The organism is Glutamicibacter sp. NPDC087673 (genome assembly GCF_044743255.1).
Classification (GTDB): domain Bacteria; phylum Actinomycetota; class Actinomycetes; order Actinomycetales; family Micrococcaceae; genus Glutamicibacter.
In genome coordinates this window covers 135248-154407 of the sequence record NZ_JBIUWB010000001.1, presented here as the reverse complement: position 1 = coordinate 154407, position 19160 = coordinate 135248, and the positions used below count along the sequence as shown (strand labels likewise).

The window sequence follows — 19160 nt, the reverse complement described above, 5'->3', positions numbered from 1 at the left end:
TATGGAAAATAGTGCTGCGCCCGCATGGGTGGCAAATTACCAGCCGGGAGTCCCGGCCGAAATCGAGCTGCCCACCGAACCGCTCAGCCGCATGTTCGAGCGCTCCGTGCGTGAAGCCGGCGAGAGTCCGGCGACCGAGTTCTTCGGCCGCCGCACCAGCTACGCCGATCTGGGCGCGCAGGTAGCCAAGGCCGCCGAGGGCCTGCGCAAGCTCGGCGTGCGCGCCGGCGACCGCGTTGCGCTGATCCTGCCCAACTGCCCGCAGCACGTGATCGCCTTCTACGCGATCCTGCGCCTTGGCGCCGTCGTGGTGGAGCACAACCCGCTGTACACTTCGCGGGAACTGCGCCACCAGTTCGAGGACCACCAGGCGCGCATCGCGATTGCCTGGGACAAGGTCGTGGCCAACGTCCAGGAATTCCCCAAGGACGTGCAGCTGGACTCGATCGTCTCGGTCAACCTGCTGGAAGCCTTCCCTGCGGTCAAGCGCCTGGCGCTGAACCTGCCGGTCAAGAAGCTGCGCGAGACCAAGGCGTCGCTCACGGCGCGCACCTCGGGCACCGTGGCATGGAAGGACCTGCTCTCCGGTGCGCAATTGGATGCGAACCACCCGCATCCGGATGTCGATGACCTGGCGGTCATCCAGTACACCTCGGGGACCACCGGCCACCCCAAGGGCGCCATGCTCACCCACTTCAACCTCTATTCCAACGCCTTACAGGGCGAGGCCTGGATGCTCGGGGCGCAGGAGCGCGAGGAAATCCTCTATGCGATCCTGCCGATGTTCCATGCCTTCGGCATGACCCTGTACCTGACCTTCGGTGTGAAGAAGCAGGGCCTGCTGGTGCTCTTCCCGAAGTTCGATCCGCAGATGATCCTGGATGCCTGGAAGAAGTCCCCGGCCACCGTGTATTGCGCGGTGCCGCCGATCTACGAGCGCACCGCCTTGGCGGCCAAGGAGCGCGGCGTCTCGCTGAAGAGCGCCAAGTACTGCATCTCCGGGGCGATGAACCTGCCCGACCATGTGGTGGAGCTGTGGGAATCGATGTCCGGCGGCCTGCTGGTGGAAGGCTACGGCATGACCGAGTCCTCGCCGGTGGCCTTGGGCAACCCGTTCCACCCCAGCCGCCGCACCGGCACCATCGGCGTGCCCTTCCCCTCGACACTGATGAAGGTCGTGGACGTGGAGGACCCGAGCCGGGAAGTGGCCCAGGGAGAACCGGGCGAATTGCTGATCAAGGGCCCGCAGGTGTTCCAGGGCTACTGGAACAACCCGGAGGAAACGGCCAAGGCCAAGACCGGGGACGGCTGGCTGCGTTCGGGCGATGTGGTCACCGTGGACGAGGACGGCTTCGCCCAGGTGGTGGACCGCGCCAAGGAGCTGATCATCACCGGCGGCTTCAACGTTTCACCGACCGAGGTCGAGATCGCCCTGCGCCAGCACGCTGACGTGGCCGATGCCGCGGTCTTCGGAAAGCCGCTGGCCCGCGGCGGCGAAATGGTGGTTGCCGCAGTGCAGCTCGAAGAGGGCTGCTGCCTGAACGAGGACGCGCTGCGCGCCCACTGCCGCGAGCTGCTGGCCGCCTACAAGGTGCCTAAGCGCATCGTGCAGATCGATGAGATGCCGCGCTCGCTGCTGGGCAAGATCCTGCGCAAGCAGGTCAAGGACCAGATGGTGGATCTGGTCTAGCGCAACCGCGGCATCGCCGAAAGCAGCAGTTTCGTGTAGTCGTGCTGCGGGGCGCCGAAGACCTGGTCAGTAGAGCCCTGCTCGATGATCTTGCCTTCATGCATCACCGCAACCAAGTCGCTCATGTGCTCGATCACCGACAGGTCATGGCTGATGAACAGGTAGCTGGTTCCGGTGTCCAGCTGGATCCGATCCAGCAGGTCCAGCACCGTGGCTTGGATTGATACATCCAAGGCCGAGACCGGCTCGTCAAGGACCAGCACCTGCGGCTTGGGCGCTAGCGCACGGGCAATCGCCAGGCGCTGGCGCTGCCCGCCGGAAAGCTCGCGCGGGTTGCGGCCCAGCAATTCGGTGGACAGCTCCACTTGTTCGAGCAGTTCAGCCACCGGCTTGCGGTACTCGGCTGCGCGCTTGGACTTGCCGCGGCTCAGCGCATCGGCCAGCAGCTGCCCCACCGAATAGCGCGGATCGAAAGACCCCAACGGGTTCTGGTAGATCGCGCCCATTTGTTCGCGCAGCTTTCGGCGCTGGGATTCGAGGGCCGGGGCAAAGTGCTCGCCGAGCAGCTGGACGTTGCCTGCATCAGGCTTCTGCAAGCCCAGCACCATGCGCGCGGTGGTGGTCTTCCCGGACCCGGATTCGCCGACAACGCCCAGGGTCTTGCCCCGGGGCAGTTCGAAACTGATCGCATCCACGGCCTGGTGCTTGCCGAACGTTTTGGACAGCTGCGTGGCTGATAACGCGGGGACAGTAGTGGCGGGTGCTTCTGGCGGTGGTGCCGTTAACTGCTTGCTGGCTGCCGACAGTGGGGCGAAGCGCGGTATCCCCGAAGGCACGGCCCGCAGCAATTGGCGGGTGTACTCGTGCTGCGGGTCGCCCAGGATCTGCCCGGTGCTGCCGGCCTCAACGATTGCACCGTTGCGCATCACCGCGATGTCGTCGGCCAAATGCGCTACCTGGGCCAGATCGTGGCTGATCATCAGCACGCCGCGGCCCTGCTCCTTGAGCTCGCGCAGCTGCGAAAGGACCAGTGCTGTCAGCGCAGAGTCCAAGGCGGTGGTTGCCTCATCGGCGATGACCACCTGCGGGTTGCCGGCCAGGGCCTGGGCAATCAGGGCACGCTGGCGCATGCCGCCAGAGAGCTCGGTGGAACGCTGCTTGGCACGGCGCCCGGGCTCGGGCATGCGCACGGATTCCAGCACCTGGAGCACTCGCTGCTGGCGCTCGGATTTGGACATCTTGCCGTGCGCCTTGAGCGCATCACCGATTTCCCGGCCCACCGGGCGCAGCGGATCGAGCGCCATCAGCGCATCCTGCAAGATCATGGACACCGAATTCCCGCGGATCTGCTGCCAGCCGCGGTCGGCGAGCTCCAAGGCGTCCTGCCCGCAGACAGTCAGCTCGTCGGCTTTCGCGATGCCTCCGGACAGTCCCAGCAGGCTGCGGGCGGTGACGGATTTGCCCGACCCGGATTCGCCGACCAATGCAAGGCAACGTCCGGCCTGGACGGTGAAGGAAATGTTCTTCACCGCCACGGCGGAACCGAAACGGACCGAAAGGTCCTTGACCGTAATCAGTGCTGGCTCGTTCATGCAGTCCTTGCCCTTCCGCCCAGCGCGCGGCCAATCAGCGTGGCGCCTGCGGCCACGACAACTATCGCCAAGCCGGGGAACAAGCTCATCCACCACGCGAAGTGCAGGTAGGTGCGCCCGGCCGAAAGCATGGCACCCCATTCGGGAGCTGGCGGGGGAGTGCCCAAGCCCAGGAAGGACAGGGCAGCAGCCCAGATCACGGCTTGGCCGATCCCCAGGGTCACCAGTGCCAGCAGTGGCTTGAGGGCGTTGGGAACCAAGTGGTTGCGGACCAACAGCCACGTGCCGCGGCCCAGCACGGTGGCTGCCTCCAGCATTTCCGAGCTCTTCAGCGTGCGGATTTGGCTGCGCACCAGCCGGGCATATCCCGGTGCGGTGGACAGGCCCACCGCGACGATGGCCGGCCCGACACCGGGGCCGGTGAAGGCAATGATCAGCAGTGCCATCAGCAAGGATGGAATCGCGTAGAGCGCTTCGAGCACGCGCAGGATGATCTCGTCGAGCCAGCGCGGGGACAATGCCGCAACTGTGCCCAGGACGATGGCCAATCCCATGCCCAATCCTGTGGCCGCCAGGCCGATAGCCAACGAGTCGCGGGCACCATGGACGACACGGGTATAGATGTCGCGGCCCGATTCGTCGGTGCCGAAGAAATGCGCGGCGCCGGGTTTGCTGAATGCCTCGGCCGGGTTGATGGCCAATGGGTCGCCCGGGGCCAGCACCGAGGGAACCAGTGCGATGAGCACCCACAGGGCGATGAATGCGGCGGCGAAGATTTTTGCGGTGCGGCTCATGAGCTCGCCCCTGCCGGATTGATGGCTCGTTCGATGCCTTCGGTGATCGCCATGACCACGATGTAGACCAGTGCGGAGAAGAGTGCGATGCCGGTGACCATCGGGATGTCGCGGGCCAGCACCGCAGAAAGCAGCGAGCGCCCCAGGCCCGGTCGGGCGAAGATCGCCTCGACCACCACCGCGCCGGAAAGCAGAGAGGAGAAAGCCCAGCCGGTCAGGCCCAGGGCAGGCAAGGCGGCATGGCGCAAGCCATGGCGCCAGAAGACCGCCAGCCGGCTTTCGCCACGGGCACGCGCGGCCAGCGCGAACTGGCTGCCCAGGGCTGCGCTCAGCGAATCGCGCATCAGCTGGGTGAGGAACCCGGCCAGCGGCAATGCCAAGGTCAGCACGGGAAGTACCAGGCCCTGGGCGGTGCCGTTATCCACTGCCGGCAGCCAGCCGAGCATCGAGGAGAAGAGCATGATCAGCACCGCACCGAGCCAGAAGTGCGGCACGGCGGCGGCAATGATCTCCACGATATTTCCCAGCCAGGCGCCAAAGCGGTTGGCCCGCATGGCCGATGCCGCGAAGCCCAAGGCCAGCACCCAGGCGGCCGCCAGGGCCAGCAGCGCAAGCCAGAGGGTATTGGGCAGGAGATCGCCCATGATGCCGGCGACCGGCTGCTTGAGCGAATACGAGGTGCCGAAGTCCAAGGTGGCCAGCTTGCCCAGGTACATCAGGTACTGGGAGATGAGCGGCAGGTCCAGTCCGTACTCGGCGCGGGCCGCGGCCAGCGCTTCGGCCGAGGCCTGGGAACCGGGGCCGCCCATGATTGCTTCGGCCGGGTCGCCGGGGATCAGCCGGATGGCGATGAAGATGGCGGTGGCCACCAGCCACAGCACCACCAGCGCGCCGCCGATCTTGCGCCCGGCCCAAGCAATCGTGCCCAAGGGGTGCTACTTGGTGATGAAGGTGTCGTAGTAGACCGGCGAAGACACCGCGGTGGTGGCGCCGATGCCGTGCACGTTCTTGCCGTAGAGGAAGTGGTTCTGCTGGTCGTAGAGCGGCAGCACGTAGTAGCCCTCCAGGACCAGCTTCTGGGCCTGCTCGTACAGCGCAGCGCGCTGGGCTTCATCGTTGGCCTCTTCGGCCTGGGCCAGGATCCCATCGAGCTTCTCGTTCTTCACCTGCGCGTTGTTGGCGAAGTAGCCCGATGGCGCCGGGACGGTCGAGTCGGAGTGGTACAGGATGCGCAGCACCGACGGGCCGACCTTGGTGTAGGGAGCCGAGACCAGATTGTAATCGTGCTTGGCCAGGGCGCCGTACCAGCTGGACAGGTCCAGCAGCTGGATCTTCACCTCGAAGCCCACGGCCTTGGCCTGGGCCTGGAACTGCTCGAACAGGGACTGCTCGGCAGGAACCGACTGGTTGGTGGAGACCGGGAAGTCCAGCGACAGGCGCTTGCCGTCCTTCACGCGGTAGCCTTCGGCGTCGCGTTCGCTCCAGCCTGCTTCATCGAGCAGCGCGTTGGCCTTGGCCGCATCGGTGCCGAACAGCGATTCATCGGAGTAGCCCAGCGGCTCGGCTGACGACAGCAGCGAGTAGCTGCGCTCGGTGGTGCCGAAATAGAGGGCCTTGACGCCGGCGCTGGCATCCACGGAACGGATGAAGGCCTCGCGCACGCGCTGGTCATCGAATGGCGCCTTGGAGCTGTTCAGCTCCAGGCGGTTGGAAGCACCCGGGCGCGGGGCGTCCAGATGGCCTAGCGAGCCGTCCTGCTTTGCCGTGGCGATGGTGTCCGGCTGCGCGTTGTCGATGACATCGACTTCGCCCGAGACCAGGGCTGCGTAGCGGGTGGCGGCCTCAGGGATGAAGCGCCAGGTGATGGCCTCCAGATAGGCCTTGGAATCGGAGCGCTCCGTGTTCTTGACCGGCGGCACGTAGTCTTCGTTGCGGACCAGGTTCACGGCCTTCTGGTGCTCCCAGGATTCGACCTTGAACGGGCCGGTGCCTACCGGTGAGGCGCAGTTGGTCGCCTGGTCGCGTTCCAGCGCCTTGGGGGATTCGATGGCGGTCCATGGCATGGACAGCGATTCCAGCAGCGCGTTATCCGGGGCGGAGAGCGTCAGCTTGGCGGTGAGCTCATCGGCGATCTCGATATCCACGACCTTGCCCACGGCCAGGTAGCCGGTGGAGGACGCGGTATTCGGATCCTTCAGGTGCTCGATGTTGGCTTCGATGGCTTTGGCGGTGAGCTTCGTGCCGTCGGTGAAGGAAATCCCATCGCGCAGGGTGATGGTGCGAGTCAGGCCGTCCTCGGAAACTTCGGTGCTTTCGGCCAGCCACGGGATGATCTTCCCGTCCGCATCCTTGGTGAACAGGGATTCGAGGTACTGGCTTGCTACCAGGGCTTGCGGGTAGTTGCCGCCCACATGCGGATCCAGGCAGGCCGGCTCGGCGTCGCCCGAAGCATAGACCAGGGTGCCGCCGGCAACCGGCTTCGCCTCCTCTGCGGGGGAATCGGGTCCTGCACCTGCCGAGCAGCTGGCTAGAAGGGATCCAAGGAGCGGGAGCGCGATAGCGCAGCCAAGGATCCTGGACGCGCGCGAGTTTCGTTGCATGGGGAAGGGCTTACCTCGATGAACTAGTGGTGATGACCAAACCAACTCTAGCCATCTGGAACGCATTCGTCAGATCGGAGCGAATCGCTCCGATCCGACGAAACCTGGCTAGCGGCACTGCGCGAGGGATCTACTTTTCGCTGGCCACGGTCATGCGGCGGTTCTGGTGGACCGGGGTTTCGATTTCATCGAGGATGGCCACGGCGAAGTCCTGGGAGGAAACGAAGTCGCCTGCTGGCGAATCGGTGCCCAGGGTGTAGCTGCCGGTGCGGCGTGCAGGCATGATCACCGGGGCTGGAGCCGCGACGGTCCAGGTGATGCCGGAAACCGAGGTGAACATGTCGTAGACCTCGGCGCAGGTGGTGGCTTCGGCCTTGTATTCCTCCGGGAAGCCCGGGGTGTCGACCAGGCGGACGCCGTCTACCTCGGTAGCGCCGGCGCCGCCGACAACCAGCAGGCGGGCTGGGACCAGGGTTTCGGTGATCTGCTCGAAGGCATCCAGGTATTCCTGGTGGTCGCCACCGGTGCGCGATGGCGGTACGGCAATGACGAGCACGTCGTTGTTCTTTCCCAGGTCGCGGTAGGTTGCCCCGTCGCCCAGCTCGGCGGCCACGGTGGTGCTTCCGTCGATTCCCTTGCCCGAACGGGAGACCGAGGTGACCTCATGGCCGCGTGAAATGGCTTCGGCAACGACTTCCGAGCCGACCATGCCGGTAGCTCCGTAAACTGCAATCTTCATGGTGTTCTCTTTCCTTGGGAAATTGGGTCCGGCACAATGGTATCTTTTAGATACCGCCCACTACAACGAAACTAGGTTTCCTCATGGATAGCCATGGCTCTTTTGACGTGTTCGTGCAGCAATGCCCTTCACGTGAAATCATGCAGCGCCTAGGCGATAAATGGACTCCGCTGGTCCTCTTGTCCCTGGCTGGCGGCCCGCAACGTTTCTCTGCATTACGCCAGCGCATCGGCGCGGTCACCCCGAAGGTGCTCACCAATACCCTGCGCAACCTGGAGCGTGACGGGTTGGTGCAGCGCACCGTATATGCCCAGGTGCCGGTGCGGGTCGACTACGAGCTGACTGATTTGGGACGCGGGATCCTGGAACCCATGGAAATCCTGCGCCTGTGGTCCGAGGAGCATGTGCCCAAAGTGCTCGCTGCCCGTGAGCGGTTCGACGCGCGCGGCTAATGGCCAGGTGGAGCAGCAGGACGCAGCGGCAGGAACATGAAGTGCTGGCCCACCAGCCCCTTGGTCGGATGGTTGAAGGCGCCCGGAATGGTGCCCAGGATCTTGAAGCCCAGCGATTGCCATAGACGCACTGCAGCCTCATTGGTCTCGACGACCGCATTGAACTGGATGCCGTGATAATTTTCCTGCCGGGCCCAGTCGATCACGTATTCGCCCAGTGCTCGTCCCACGCCGCGATTGCGGCATTCCGGATCGACCAGGAAGGACGCGGTGGCGATGTGGGCTCCCCGTCCGGGCTTGTTTGGCCCCATCTTGGCCGAGCCTATGATCCTGCCATCTGCCACGGCAACGACCGTTTGCCCTGGTAGCGTCTCCATCCACCAGGGGCGGGCTTCTTCAAGGTTTTGGCCTTGGGGGAAGGCGTAGGTCTGTCCCTCATCCATGATTTTGCGGTAGAAGCCGAAGATCCCAGGCCAATCCCCGGCGGTGCTTGTCCGGATTTGCATGCGGTTAGCCCAACTCTTTCGAAATGAATGCTTCGGAACTCATCCTATTGGCCCTCGTTGTATCTTGCGTCACATAGACTGAGGTCAAAGACGCAAGGTGCAGGCAAAGGAGCCGGTGTTGTTTGAAGTAAGCGAAGACCAGAAGTCGTTGATCGAGATGGTCCATGATTTCGCCGAGACCAGGATTGCTCCCAATGCCCTGAAGTGGGACCAGGAACAGCACTTCCCGGTGGATGTGCTGGCCGAAGCCGGACAGCTGGGCATGGGCGGAATCTATGTTTCTGAAGATCATGGCGGATCCGGTCTGAGCCGCAGCGATGCGGTGCTGGTCTTCGAGGAACTCGCCAAGGCCGACCCGACCTTGGCCGCCTACATTTCCATCCACAACATGGTCGTGTGGATGGTCGACACCTTCGGCAACGACGCGCAGCGCGCCAAATGGCTGCCATCGATGACCGCCATGGACGACCTGGGCTCCTACTGCCTGACCGAGCCCGGAGTCGGCTCCGATGCGGCGGCCCTGTCAACCCGTGCCCGCAAGGACGGTGACGAGTATGTGCTCAGCGGCGTCAAGCAATTCATCTCGGGAGCTGGAAGCTCGGCGCTCTACATCGTCATGGCCCGTACCGCTGATACCGGTTCGCGCGGCATCAGCGCCTTCCTTGTTCCCGGGGATGCCGAGGGCCTGAGCTTCGGGCCGAACGAAAAGAAGATGGGCTGGAAGGCGCAGCCCACTCGCCAGGTGATCATGGAAGGCGTGCGCATTCCCGCCGCCAACCTGCTGGGCGAGGAAGGCCAGGGATTCTCCATGGCCATGCAGGCACTCAATGGCGGCCGCCTGAACATCGGGGCCTGCTCGCTGGGTGGCGGGCAGAGCGCGCTGGAGAAGTCGGCGCTGTATTTGAAGGAGCGCCAGGCCTTCGGCGGACCGCTGACCAGACAGGAAGCGCTGGTCTTCAAGCTGGCCGAAATGGACATGGAGCTGGAAGCCGCCCGCTCCTTGCTGCGCCGTGCCGCCGCCGCACTGGACGCGAAGAGCCCGGACCGCGTCCGCCTCTGCGCGATGGCCAAGAAGATGGCCACGGACGCCGGATTCAACGCCGCCAACAGCGCTATCCAGCTGCACGGTGGCTACGGCTACCTCGCGGACTACGGGATGGAGAAGATCACCCGGGATCTGCGCGTGCACCAGATCCTGGAAGGCACCAACGAGATCATGTCGCTCATCGTCGGACGCACGCTGCTGGAATCCTGATCGGTGGCAATCAGGCGTTGAACTGCTTTTCCGAATTCCGCACAGCGTTTCCCGAGAGGGAATCGCGGGGATCCGGATGAACCGATGAGATGGCCGGCTCGCTGGAAATGATCTGCTCGATGCTGCCCTGCTCCATCGCATCCCGCAAGGTGCGCTGGGTGGGGCGCATCATTTTAATCTCGCCGCGTTCCAGGGAAGCGAAGAGCTCCTGGGGACTGATCCATGTGGAGATCACCGCTTCGGTGGTCTGGTGGACTGGTTCCTGGCCGGGGCGCAAGGCCGCGACAAAGAAGTACGTATCGAACCGCCGCGGGAAACCGGCTGGGGTGACCCAATTGGCCCAGGGGCGCAGTTGGCCAGGATCCAGCAGCAGCCCTGTCTCCTCGAAGACTTCACGACGTGCTGCGGCCAGGATCTCCCCGGCCAGATGCTCCGCGCGATCTGGTCCTTCCCCAAGGATCGAGGTGCGCGCCCATTGCCGGGCGTGCTCGCTGAGCAAGGCGGGATCCAGCTCTCCTGCCGCCACCGCTTGGCCGTCTTGGGCATCAACTCGGCCGCCGGGATAAACCACCATGCCGGCTGCGAAGTCCATGGTGTTCACGCGATGCTGGACGAAAACCTCAAACCCGCCAGCTGCCTCGCGCAGCAGCAAAACACTGGCCGCTTTGCGGATCGGGACCTCGGCGGGAGTCGCAGGTATCGGGGAAGTCGTCATTGCCTACCATGTCCTTGGCTCTTGGAAGTGAGAATAGCCTTCGAGAGCCAGCTTAGCTTCCAGCGCACAGCAAACGCGCAACCGGCAGAAGCCGCTGTGCATGCTTGCACATTGACCTGCGGAATCTGCACAGCAAATGCCGTTGACCGGATTCCTGGCGGAGCCTAGTTTGAATCACAGAGACCTGCGCGAAGCTGCGGGCATCGCAACTGGAAGCCGCAGGGGAGCCGAGCAGAGGATGAGCGCAATGGCGGAACAAATTGGCCCATGGCCCCAAGGGCTGAAGGGGCGCCGCGCTTTGGTTACCGGTGGCGCCTCCGGCATAGGCCTGGCCAGTGCCCGGGCATTGGCCGACGCCGGTGCCACCGTGACGATTGCCGACCTCAATGAACAGGCCGCTGAAGAAGCGGCCCGCGAGCTTGGCGGAAAAGCATGGGCCGTGGATCTTTCGGATACCGCGTCGCTGGAAGATCTCAGCGTGGATACCGACATCCTGATTAACAACGCCGGCGTGCAAAGGGTGGCTCCAATCCATGAGTACGACCCCGAAGCCTGGAGGCTGATTCATCGGCTCATGCTGGAGTCGCCGTTCCTGTTGATCCGGGCAGCACTGCCCGGCATGCGCGAGCGCGGCTTCGGCCGCGTCATCAATATTTCTTCGATCCACGGGCTCCGGGCCAGTGCGTTCAAGAGCGCCTACGTTGCGGCCAAGCACGGGTTGGAGGGACTGTCGAAGGTCACTGCATTGGAAGGTGCCGACTACGGGATCACCAGCAACTGCATCAACCCGGGCTATGTGCGTACCCCGTTGGTGGAGCGGCAGATTACCGATCAAGCGAATTCGCATGGCATTGACGAGTCGGATGTCATCCAGGAGATCATGCTTGCCGAATCGGCCATCAAGCGCCTCGTTGAGCCAGAGGAAGTCGCTTCGCTGGCGGCCTGGCTCAGTGCGGATGCCGCGGGCATGGTGACCGGAGCGTCCTACACCATGGATGGCGGCTGGAGCGCGAAATAGGTGCGGCGGGATCACCTAGCTGCCATGCCTAGGCCGGCGGGAACAGCAGGGTTCCGCCGATCGACACGGCGATGATCACCACGGTGGACAGCAACCCCAGCAGCAATGAACGTCCGCCGGTTTTTGCGATGCTGCGCAGGTGGACCCCGAGCCCCAAGGCGAACATGGCCGCGGCAAGCAGGAGCGTCTGCGCGCTGGCCGCAACTGCAAGCCACGCCTCGGGAACCAGCCCGGTGGTGCGCAGCAGCATTGCCGCCAGGAACCCGAGCACGAACAGCGGCACCAGTGGCGGGTTCTTGCCGCCTTGCACCGATTGGCGCCGCCGCATGTAGACGCCGACGCCGGCAATGATTGGAGCCAGCAGGACCACCCGGGCCAGCTTGACGGTCACCGCCACGGCCAAGGCGCCGGCACCTACCGAACCGCCGGCGGCGACGACTTGTGCGACCTCATGGGTGGACGCGCCGATGAGCATGCCGATGCTGCGTTCATCCAGCCCGAGCAGCAAGCCCACCGCGGGCATGAGCGGAATCATCAATGTCCCGAAGAGCACTACCAGCCCGATCGCGGTGGCGACCTGATCCTGCTTGGCCTTGACGACGTTCTCTGCGCCTGCGACCGCGGCGGCACCGCAGATGGAGAAGCCGGTGGCGATGAGCAGGCGCTGCGGCAGATCCATGCCGAGCTTCTTGCCGATCCACAAGGTGGCCAAGAACGTGATGCCAACCGAGAGGGCCACCACCAGCAGTACCCCGGGGCCCAGGCCGAGGATGGTGCCCAGCGAGAGCTGCAAGCCCAGCAGCACAATGCCCAGGCGCAGCAGCTTCTTGCCGGCAATTGCCGTGCCGGGGGCAAAAGCCTGCGGGACCGGGGCAAGATTGCGCCACAGCGCACCGAGCAGGATAGCTAGCAGCAGGGCGCTCAGGCCATGGATGTAGCGGCTGGCGAACATGCACAAGATGCCGGCGGCAAGGCAGAGGAGCAGTCCCGGAAGAGCAGGAGCAAAACGCGAAGCAGGTTTTCGATGTCCGGACTGGTCAGGTTTGGAGATGGCAGATTCTTCGACGGGACTTGTGGAGTCGTGCATGGAAATAATTCTTCTCCGGCTTGGCGAATTGCGGTATACCACTTCTTGCTATCGCGGACATATGATCATGATATGGAAAGCAGCTCGTCATCTCTCGAAGACATTGCCCGCTGGATTCAACCCTCCTCATTGGAGTTGCTGGTCGGCATCGCCGATCACGGGAGCCTGAGCGCCGGTGCCCGTGCGGCCGGGATGGCGCAGCCAAATGCGACCCGCGCATTGAAAACGTTGGAGCGCCGGCTGGGATACCAGCTTGTGGCACGCAAGACCACCGGATCGCGCTTGACGGCAGAGGGAGTGCTGACTGTCCAGTGGGCTCGTGAAGTCCTGTCCAGCCTGGAAGCCTTCGCCGCTGGCGCGCGCTCGCTGGCTGAAACCGGAGAGGGAGAGCTGGAATTCGGAGCCAGCATGACGGTGGCAGAATTCTTGGCGCCAAATTGGATCGGACTACTGCATCGCGCCCTGCCACGAGTCATCCCTCGAATGAAGATCATGAATTCCCATGACGTTATTCGTGCAGTGCAGCAGGAGGAATTGGGACTAGGATTCGTGGAAACCCCGCACATTCCTCTGGGCCTGAAAAGCCGGCAGGTACTTCACGATGAAATGCTCGTGGTCACGTCGCCTTCACATGCTTGGGCACAACGGAAGGAACCGCTGAGCCTGCACGAATTGCAAAGCACGGCGCTGATAGAACGCGAGGAAGGCTCCGGCACCCGGGCATTCTTGGATTACATTGCCCATGCCGAACGCCCGAATCCGGTCGCTGTCTTCAACTCGAACGCAACGATTTGCCAGTGCGTGGCGCGCGGAATGGGGCCCGCTGTGCTCAGCCATTTGGCGGTAGAGAGCCAGTTGGAGCAGGGGCTGCTCGTCGAGATCCCGTTTGATGGGCCGGCGCTGTTGCGCGAGCTGCGGGCGATATGGCCTGCGCACCGTGTCTTGAAAGCGACCGAGCAGAAGCTGCTTGAGATTTCCGTGGAATCACGGATTGCGCAGGGCTAGCCGGAGATCCAGCCCCGGCTTGGATCTGTGCGGACTTGGCCAGGAGGCGGACAGCAAGCTTCCCATCAAGGATGAAAGAGCGGCCATTTGTACCGGGCCGTGAGCTCCCGGTACAAGCCTCCGGACTTAGAGTTTGGAGATCTCGTTCTTGAGCAGGCCCGACAGACGCTGGACGCCTTCGTCGATGGTCCTCTCGTCAACGGAGCAGAAAGCCAAGCGCAGCTTGTTGTCGGCCTGCCCGCTCGGGCTGAATGCCGCGCCTGGAATGAAAATGACCCCGGCCTTCACGCCCTGCTGCAGCAGCGCGTAGGTGTCAATGCCTTCAGGCAAGGTCAACCAGACGAAGAAGCCGCCTTCGGGACGAGTGTGGGTGACACCTGCCGGCAGGTACTTGGCCAATGCTTCGAGCATCGCGTCGCGGCGGGAACGGTACAGGTCGTTGTACTTGGTGATCTGCCCCTTCCAGTCATGCTCGTTGAGGTAGGCGCTGATGATCATCTGGTTCAAGGTCGGTGGGCACAGGGCTACCGCCTCGCCGGCCAGGTAGAAGCGGCGGAAAAGGTGGGTCGGGACCGCGGCCCAGCCGATGCGCAGGCCGGGCGCGAAGATCTTGGAGAAGGAACCCATGTAGATGACGTTTTCCGGGTCCAGGCTCCGCAGGGTGGGCGCAGGGGCTCCTTCGTAGCGCAGCATTCCGTACGGGTTGTCTTCCAGGATCAGGATGCCGGCTTCGCGGCAGATGTCCACGATTTCCTGGCGGCGTTCGGCCGCCAGAGTGATCCCTGATGGGTTGTTGAAGTTCGGGATGGTGTAGAGGAATTTGATGCGCTCGCCGGCGGCGCGCAATTCGGCGATGCGCGCACGCAAGGCATCAGGAATCAAGCCATTTGCATCGGTGCCCACGGGGCGGGCGGGCACCTGGTAGGCCTCGAAGGTATTCAGGGCCCCGACGTAGGTCGGATCTTCGCAGAGCACAGTGTCTCCGGGATTGCAGAAGACCTTGCAGGCCATGTCCTGTGCTGACTGGGAGCCGTTGGTGACCACGACATCTTCGACCCCCACGTTCGTGATGCCTTCAGCTGCCATGACATCGATAATTTGTGCACGCAGTTCAGGAGTGCCAAGTCCGGAGCCATATTGCAATGCTTCGGGGCCCTGCTCGACGATGATGCGCCGGGCCATTTCACCGACCTTTTCCAGCGGGAGCAGCTGCAGGTAGGGGTTGCCTCCGGCCAGGGAGACCAGGGAAGGGTCCAAGGAGAGCTCGAATACGTCGCGCACCGCGGACTGCTTGATTCCGGCCGCGCGCTCGGATAGCAAGGATTCGTGCGAAGTGGTCAGCGGTTCTGATGCGGTGGTCATGGTTCTCCTCGGCAAGGCTCCCGGGGCGGGGGAGCGGGGTTCCTGCGCTGGGTGCGGCACAAGAATTGTTTTCAAATAGAATACTTTGGTATTCCAGCAGGAAATTCAAGGCTTGGCAAGAGCTGAGTTTTCAACCACGTGATTCTTTGCTCCAGGCGAGGCGTTGCGTTCCTCAATCTTCAGCTGGCCCAACGCCGCATTGACGCGGCCGTGAAGTTTCTCGGAAAGGTTTCGCGGTTAGCTCCCGGCCAGCCAGCACTGCCGGACCAAGAGGACCAGCAAATCGACGCAGCCCGCCGAAGCCCGGAAATACCCAAGACCGGGAGGCGCCCATCCATGCGAACAGGGAATAATCCGGGACCCTGATCAGCAGGCGATCCCATCACCCGACTTCCTGCGGGCCGCTGGCGTATTCGCCGGCTGGTTGGCTCACTTCTCGGTTTCGGTGCGGGAATCCAGCCAAGACTGGATGGCGCTTGGGCGAATGCGGCGATGCGTTCCACGGTATTCCACCGGAATAATCCCCGCATCGGCCAGCTTGCGCAGGTAGCTGTTGGAAATCCCGGCCATTTGGGCTGCTTGGGAAGTATTAAGGAGCAGCTCGGGTGTGCCGATGCTGACGGACTCGCCATCTGCAAACCGTGAAAGCACCTCGATCAGCGCCTGGTGCGCTTCTTTGGGCAACTTCAACGCGGTGCCGTTGACGAACACGGTCGTGTCATCCGACTCGTCCAGCGCGCGGCGTAGCCGCGCGGTGGTCTTCTCATCTAACGCCTCGAAGGTGCGGACCCTGCCCAGTGCTGAAGTTGGTGATGCCATGCTTTCATTTTGCCTGAGACCTGCCGATCTTGGCGAGACGCGCGACTAAGGTCCCGAGCCAACGGTCCTGAAACCGGTGTTGCTGCTAGCAGAATCGGCAGTATTGCTGCTTCGCGCCGAAACCCGGTACCGGTTGCAGTACGAGTCATGGCATAAGTGCGAGCCTCCGCGCATGACCCTGCCTTGACCGATGGTCGGCCCCTGGGGATTGCCCACCGGGCTGTTGCGGTAGTACTTGGGCAGGAACCAGTCTTGGCACCACTCCCAGACGTTGCCTGCCATATCGAACAGGCCCACCGGGTTTGGCGGATAGGTGCCCACCGGGGAAGTACCCAAATAGCCGTCTTCCAAGGTGTTTGATTCGGGGAAACTGCCCTGCCAGATATTGCACTGGTGCACCGCCCCTGGAGCCAGCTCATTTCCCCAGGCATAGCGTTGCCCGGGGACCAGGCCACGAGCGGCGTACTCCCACTGCGCTTCCGTTGGCAGGGAACGCCTGCTCCATTTGCAATAGGCCTGTGCATCGTTCCAAGAAACCTGCACGACCGGGTGCTCGGGGATATCCTGCCAATTCGACTGGGAGCCGGCGGGGTTGCGCCAGCTGGCACCGCGGACACCGAGCCACCATGGCGCACCTCCGGCTGGGCCGAGCACGTCTTGGCGGGGTGCTGCAAGATAGGCGTGGAAAACCGCGGAGTAGCCCAGCCGCTCGGATTCGCTGCGGTAGCCGGTGGCGTCCGCGAAACGGGCGAATTCGGCGTTGGTGACAAGAGTGGCATCCATGGTAAATGCATCGACCTTGACCCGATGCACGGGCAGTTCGCCATCGGCCGCGTAGCCTTCGTCGAAATGGTCGCCCATCATGAACTCGCCGCCGGGAAGGCTGATAAGGCCAGTGGATCGGGGCGCCGTATCCGTTCCGGATTCCTCGGCAGTGGGCCCTGGGTGGTTTCCGGGCTGCGATCCAGTCCGCTGCGGAGCGCAGCAGGCGCTCATGCTATCTGCTCTGGGTTGGCAGGGATCAGCATGTGCTTGATGCTCGTGCAAAGCTGGTCGATGAGCCGGGCGGAACGTTCCAGATCAGGATCGGAGATGTGCTGGAGGTTGATCCCGTCGATGCTGGCGATCAGCATCCGCGCTACGGTGTCCAGATCCGTCTTGACCTTGAGTTGGGAACGCTCGGCCGCGTCCCGGAAAACGGCGCTGGTCGAGCAGACCCAAGCGTCGTACATCGACCGGTTGATCCTGTTCGATTTCTCGATCTCTTCTGGATCGGCCAGCCGGGTAGCTCGCAGCAACAGTTCGAAGGTGGTGACCTGCTCGTGCGGGGCGTTGAGCATGCGCCGCCAAACGCGGCGGATGTGCAAGTCTACGGCTTCGGCTAAGCCGACATTCTCCGGGATTGGATCGAGCTCGCGTGCATAGTCCCGGCTCAAGTGGTTGTATACCTCGTCCAACAGCTCATCCTTGCTGCGGAAGCAGTAGTGCAAGGCCGCCAATGGGGCGCCAGCTTCAGTGGCAATGCGCCGGGTAGTGGCAGCAGCAATTCCTTCAGAAGCGATCACGCGTGCGGCCGCCTCGATGAACTGCCTGCTGCGGTCTTCTACTGATATGCGCGCCATGATTCCCGTCCCGAAAACTACTCTCCATTTGGACTCTAGCCGATAGGCCTAAGCCCTTCGTGGAAGTCAAATAAATTAATTTGTTGCCAAAGCTGGTCAAATGACTAAGTCATACGACATACTACTTGAAGTTGTTGCGCAAGTCACATGCTGGCGCAGTCTTCAAAGGAGAGGGAATCATGGTCGATCACGTTGCCCAGCTGATAGTCCATTCGGGAGTCGTCCCGGATATCGGGCTGTCGGCACAATGCGATGCAGTCGAACGTGTCGGGCGTCCCACGGCCGTAGCAATTCGCGACGGGCGGATTATCGCCGTGGGCGACGATCAGCTGCTCCAGCTGGCTGGCCCGGAAACTATGGTGATCGATGCGCAGGGCGGAGCCATCCTTCCAGGACTGAACGACGGCCACCTGCATTTCTCGGCCAGCGCGATGATCCGCCACGCACACCTTTCGGTGGCCGGTGCCGCGGACTGGGACGAGGTGGCCGACCTCCTGGAGAATGCCGAACCCGACGCCAGCGGATGGATCAGGGCCGCGCACTGGGATGAAGCCAGCCTGGGCTCCGACGGAGCGAGTGCCGTCCTCGCGGCCAACAAGCGCTGGCCGGTCGTCGCTTTCGACAAGACCGGGCACCAGGTGATGGTCAACGCCGTGGCTCTTGGGATTCTAGGGCTCCAACGCATCTCAGCACCTGTTCCCGGCGGCGTTATCGGACGGCTGCCCGATGGGTCGCCTAGTGGGCTCTTTGGTGATGCCGCCATGCAACTGGTCAATAACGGGTTGCCGGAATTCGCAGAAGAGCAATTGCGCGAGGCCTTTGCCAAGCACCAGCAGGAGCTGCACGCCTGCGGGATCACTTCGCTCACCGAGCCGGGCCTCGGGCCGGGCGGCAAGACATTGATGGCCGCCAGCTGCAGCACCCAGTCCCTGGAGATTCTGGCGAGCATGGCCCGGGACGGGCAACTGAGCTTGCGCATCAATGCCTTGCTGCTGTTCACCGGCACCGGTGGCGAATCGTTGCAGGCGGTGCGCCGGGGGTTGGCCAGCAAATTGACGACTGCCACCGACGGCATCGACCCGCTGCGCCTGCGCATTGCCGGGGTCAAGGTCTTCGCCGACGGCATCCCGCGCTCGGGTACATCCTGGTTCCACGACGAATACCAGCTGCCTTGCGGGCACGGGCACGGCGCTCTGGTCCTGCAGGGCGAAGACGACGAGCAGAAAGTGGCCGAATTCCGCCAGATCATTGCCGAGATCGATGCGGCTGGTCTGCAAGCGGGTGTGCACGTCACTGGCGATGCTGCCACAGAAGCGCTTATCGAGGCGGTGGAGCATCTCGGCGACGCAGGGCAGGTCCGGGATCGCAGGCACTACATCATTCACGGAGCCTTCCGCGAGCCGGAGCTGCTCCAACGGGTGCAGCGCGCGGGGATGGGGTACAGCACCAATCCCAAGATCCGCGCAGATGCGGGGGCATTGCAACTTGCCTTGCTCGGCCCGGAGCGCTTCGCCCAGCAGCAGCCGCTGGCAACCGCGGCCGAGCTGGGCGTCGCAGCCTCGCTGGCTTCGGATGCACCGGTTACCGATCCGGATTGGCGCAACAGTGTCATCGCGGCCGTTACCCGGGATACGAGTGCAGGCGCTGGCACAGGAGAAGCTGAGCGGATCAATTTGGCCCAGGCGCTGGCTATGATGACCCAGACTCCCTCATGGCAGGACCATGCAGAGAACGACAAGGGGCGGATTGCGGTCGGCCAGCTCGCCGACCTGTGCATCTTGCGAGACCCCTTGTCCGAGGATGTGCGCCAACTACATCAGAATCCCACGACCCACACCATCGTCAATGGCGACATAGTGCATCGGCTCGACTCGCCCAACTGAGAAATATCCGGAGAAAATGAC

Annotated in this window: 18 protein-coding genes; 6 read left to right on the top strand and 12 right to left on the bottom strand. The window is 63.4% G+C overall.

Annotated features, from left to right (window positions below; all coding sequences use genetic code 11):
* Position 1 precedes the first annotated feature (1 nt).
* On the top strand, positions 2-1690 hold the full coding sequence (locus ACIOTL_RS00745) for a long-chain-fatty-acid--CoA ligase (protein ID WP_400341276.1): 1689 nt from the start codon (positions 2-4) through the stop codon (positions 1688-1690).
* Here the strand turns inward: ACIOTL_RS00745 and ACIOTL_RS00740 are convergent.
* From ACIOTL_RS00740 to ACIOTL_RS00720, 5 genes are all read right to left on the bottom strand, one after another.
* The gene (locus ACIOTL_RS00740; protein WP_400341274.1) at positions 1687-3282 is read right to left on the bottom strand and encodes a dipeptide ABC transporter ATP-binding protein; all 1596 of its coding nucleotides are present in this window, start codon (positions 3280-3282) and stop codon (positions 1687-1689) included. The genes ACIOTL_RS00745 and ACIOTL_RS00740 overlap by 4 nt on opposite strands.
* Positions 3279-4076, bottom strand: a complete 798-nt coding sequence (locus ACIOTL_RS00735; protein ID WP_332488873.1) for an ABC transporter permease — start codon at positions 4074-4076, stop codon at positions 3279-3281. Before ACIOTL_RS00735 ends, ACIOTL_RS00740 begins: the two co-directional genes overlap by 4 nt.
* Positions 4073-5005: an ABC transporter permease gene (locus tag ACIOTL_RS00730; RefSeq protein ID WP_105656241.1), complete on the bottom strand. Its 933-nt coding sequence runs from the start codon at positions 5003-5005 to the stop codon at positions 4073-4075. Before ACIOTL_RS00730 ends, ACIOTL_RS00735 begins: the two co-directional genes overlap by 4 nt.
* Positions 5006-5011: 6 nt before the next feature.
* Positions 5012-6676: an ABC transporter substrate-binding protein gene (locus ACIOTL_RS00725; protein WP_332488875.1), complete on the bottom strand. Its 1665-nt coding sequence runs from the start codon at positions 6674-6676 to the stop codon at positions 5012-5014.
* Positions 6677-6806: 130 nt separating this feature from the next.
* The gene (locus ACIOTL_RS00720; protein ID WP_332488877.1) at positions 6807-7415 is read right to left on the bottom strand and encodes an NAD(P)H-binding protein; all 609 of its coding nucleotides are present in this window, start codon (positions 7413-7415) and stop codon (positions 6807-6809) included.
* 83 nt (positions 7416-7498) lie between these two features.
* Between ACIOTL_RS00720 and ACIOTL_RS00715 the strand changes: the two genes are divergently transcribed.
* The gene (locus ACIOTL_RS00715) at positions 7499-7867 is read left to right on the top strand and encodes a helix-turn-helix domain-containing protein (RefSeq protein WP_105656244.1); all 369 of its coding nucleotides are present in this window, start codon (positions 7499-7501) and stop codon (positions 7865-7867) included.
* On the opposite strand, the gene ACIOTL_RS00710 is transcribed toward ACIOTL_RS00715, so the two are convergent.
* Complete coding sequence (locus ACIOTL_RS00710) at positions 7864-8373, bottom strand: GNAT family N-acetyltransferase (protein ID WP_400341271.1); 510 nt, start codon at positions 8371-8373, stop codon at positions 7864-7866. The genes ACIOTL_RS00715 and ACIOTL_RS00710 overlap by 4 nt on opposite strands.
* Before the next feature lie 118 nt (positions 8374-8491).
* Between ACIOTL_RS00710 and ACIOTL_RS00705 the strand changes: the two genes are divergently transcribed.
* On the top strand, positions 8492-9628 hold the full coding sequence (locus ACIOTL_RS00705; protein WP_332488881.1) for an acyl-CoA dehydrogenase family protein: 1137 nt from the start codon (positions 8492-8494) through the stop codon (positions 9626-9628).
* A gap of 10 nt (positions 9629-9638) precedes the next feature.
* Here ACIOTL_RS00705 and ACIOTL_RS00700 read toward each other — a convergent pair whose 3' ends face one another.
* Entirely contained in the window at positions 9639-10343 is a 705-nt protein-coding gene (locus tag ACIOTL_RS00700; RefSeq protein ID WP_332488883.1) for an NUDIX domain-containing protein, read from the bottom strand.
* Positions 10344-10590: 247 nt separating this feature from the next.
* Between ACIOTL_RS00700 and ACIOTL_RS00695 the strand changes: the two genes are divergently transcribed.
* On the top strand, positions 10591-11361 hold the full coding sequence (locus tag ACIOTL_RS00695) for a 3-hydroxybutyrate dehydrogenase (RefSeq protein WP_400341269.1): 771 nt from the start codon (positions 10591-10593) through the stop codon (positions 11359-11361).
* Between the two features lie 28 nt (positions 11362-11389).
* Here ACIOTL_RS00695 and ACIOTL_RS00690 read toward each other — a convergent pair whose 3' ends face one another.
* The gene (locus tag ACIOTL_RS00690; RefSeq protein ID WP_388023266.1) at positions 11390-12448 is read right to left on the bottom strand and encodes a YeiH family protein; all 1059 of its coding nucleotides are present in this window, start codon (positions 12446-12448) and stop codon (positions 11390-11392) included.
* 72 nt (positions 12449-12520) lie between these two features.
* Between ACIOTL_RS00690 and ACIOTL_RS00685 the strand changes: the two genes are divergently transcribed.
* Positions 12521-13453 (top strand): LysR family transcriptional regulator, encoded by a 933-nt coding sequence (locus tag ACIOTL_RS00685; protein ID WP_332498846.1) that lies wholly within the window; start codon positions 12521-12523, stop codon positions 13451-13453.
* A gap of 126 nt (positions 13454-13579) precedes the next feature.
* Here ACIOTL_RS00685 and ACIOTL_RS00680 read toward each other — a convergent pair whose 3' ends face one another.
* The 4 genes from ACIOTL_RS00680 to ACIOTL_RS00665 form a co-directional block, all read right to left on the bottom strand.
* Positions 13580-14815, bottom strand: a complete 1236-nt coding sequence (locus tag ACIOTL_RS00680) for a PLP-dependent aminotransferase family protein (RefSeq protein WP_400341267.1) — start codon at positions 14813-14815, stop codon at positions 13580-13582.
* A 429-nt stretch (positions 14816-15244) separates the two neighbouring features.
* Positions 15245-15634: a helix-turn-helix domain-containing protein gene (locus ACIOTL_RS00675; protein WP_105662004.1), complete on the bottom strand. Its 390-nt coding sequence runs from the start codon at positions 15632-15634 to the stop codon at positions 15245-15247.
* A 45-nt stretch (positions 15635-15679) separates the two neighbouring features.
* Entirely contained in the window at positions 15680-16630 is a 951-nt protein-coding gene (locus ACIOTL_RS00670) for a formylglycine-generating enzyme family protein (RefSeq protein ID WP_359185392.1), read from the bottom strand.
* Positions 16627-17256 (bottom strand): TetR family transcriptional regulator, encoded by a 630-nt coding sequence (locus ACIOTL_RS00665; RefSeq protein WP_332499316.1) that lies wholly within the window; start codon positions 17254-17256, stop codon positions 16627-16629. Before ACIOTL_RS00665 ends, ACIOTL_RS00670 begins: the two co-directional genes overlap by 4 nt.
* 179 nt (positions 17257-17435) lie before the next feature.
* Here ACIOTL_RS00665 and ACIOTL_RS00660 point away from each other — a divergent pair, with 179 nt between their 5' ends.
* Positions 17436-19139, top strand: coding sequence for an amidohydrolase (locus ACIOTL_RS00660; protein ID WP_332499318.1), 1704 nt, complete (start codon positions 17436-17438; stop codon positions 19137-19139).
* The last annotated feature ends 21 nt before the right edge of the window (positions 19140-19160 follow it).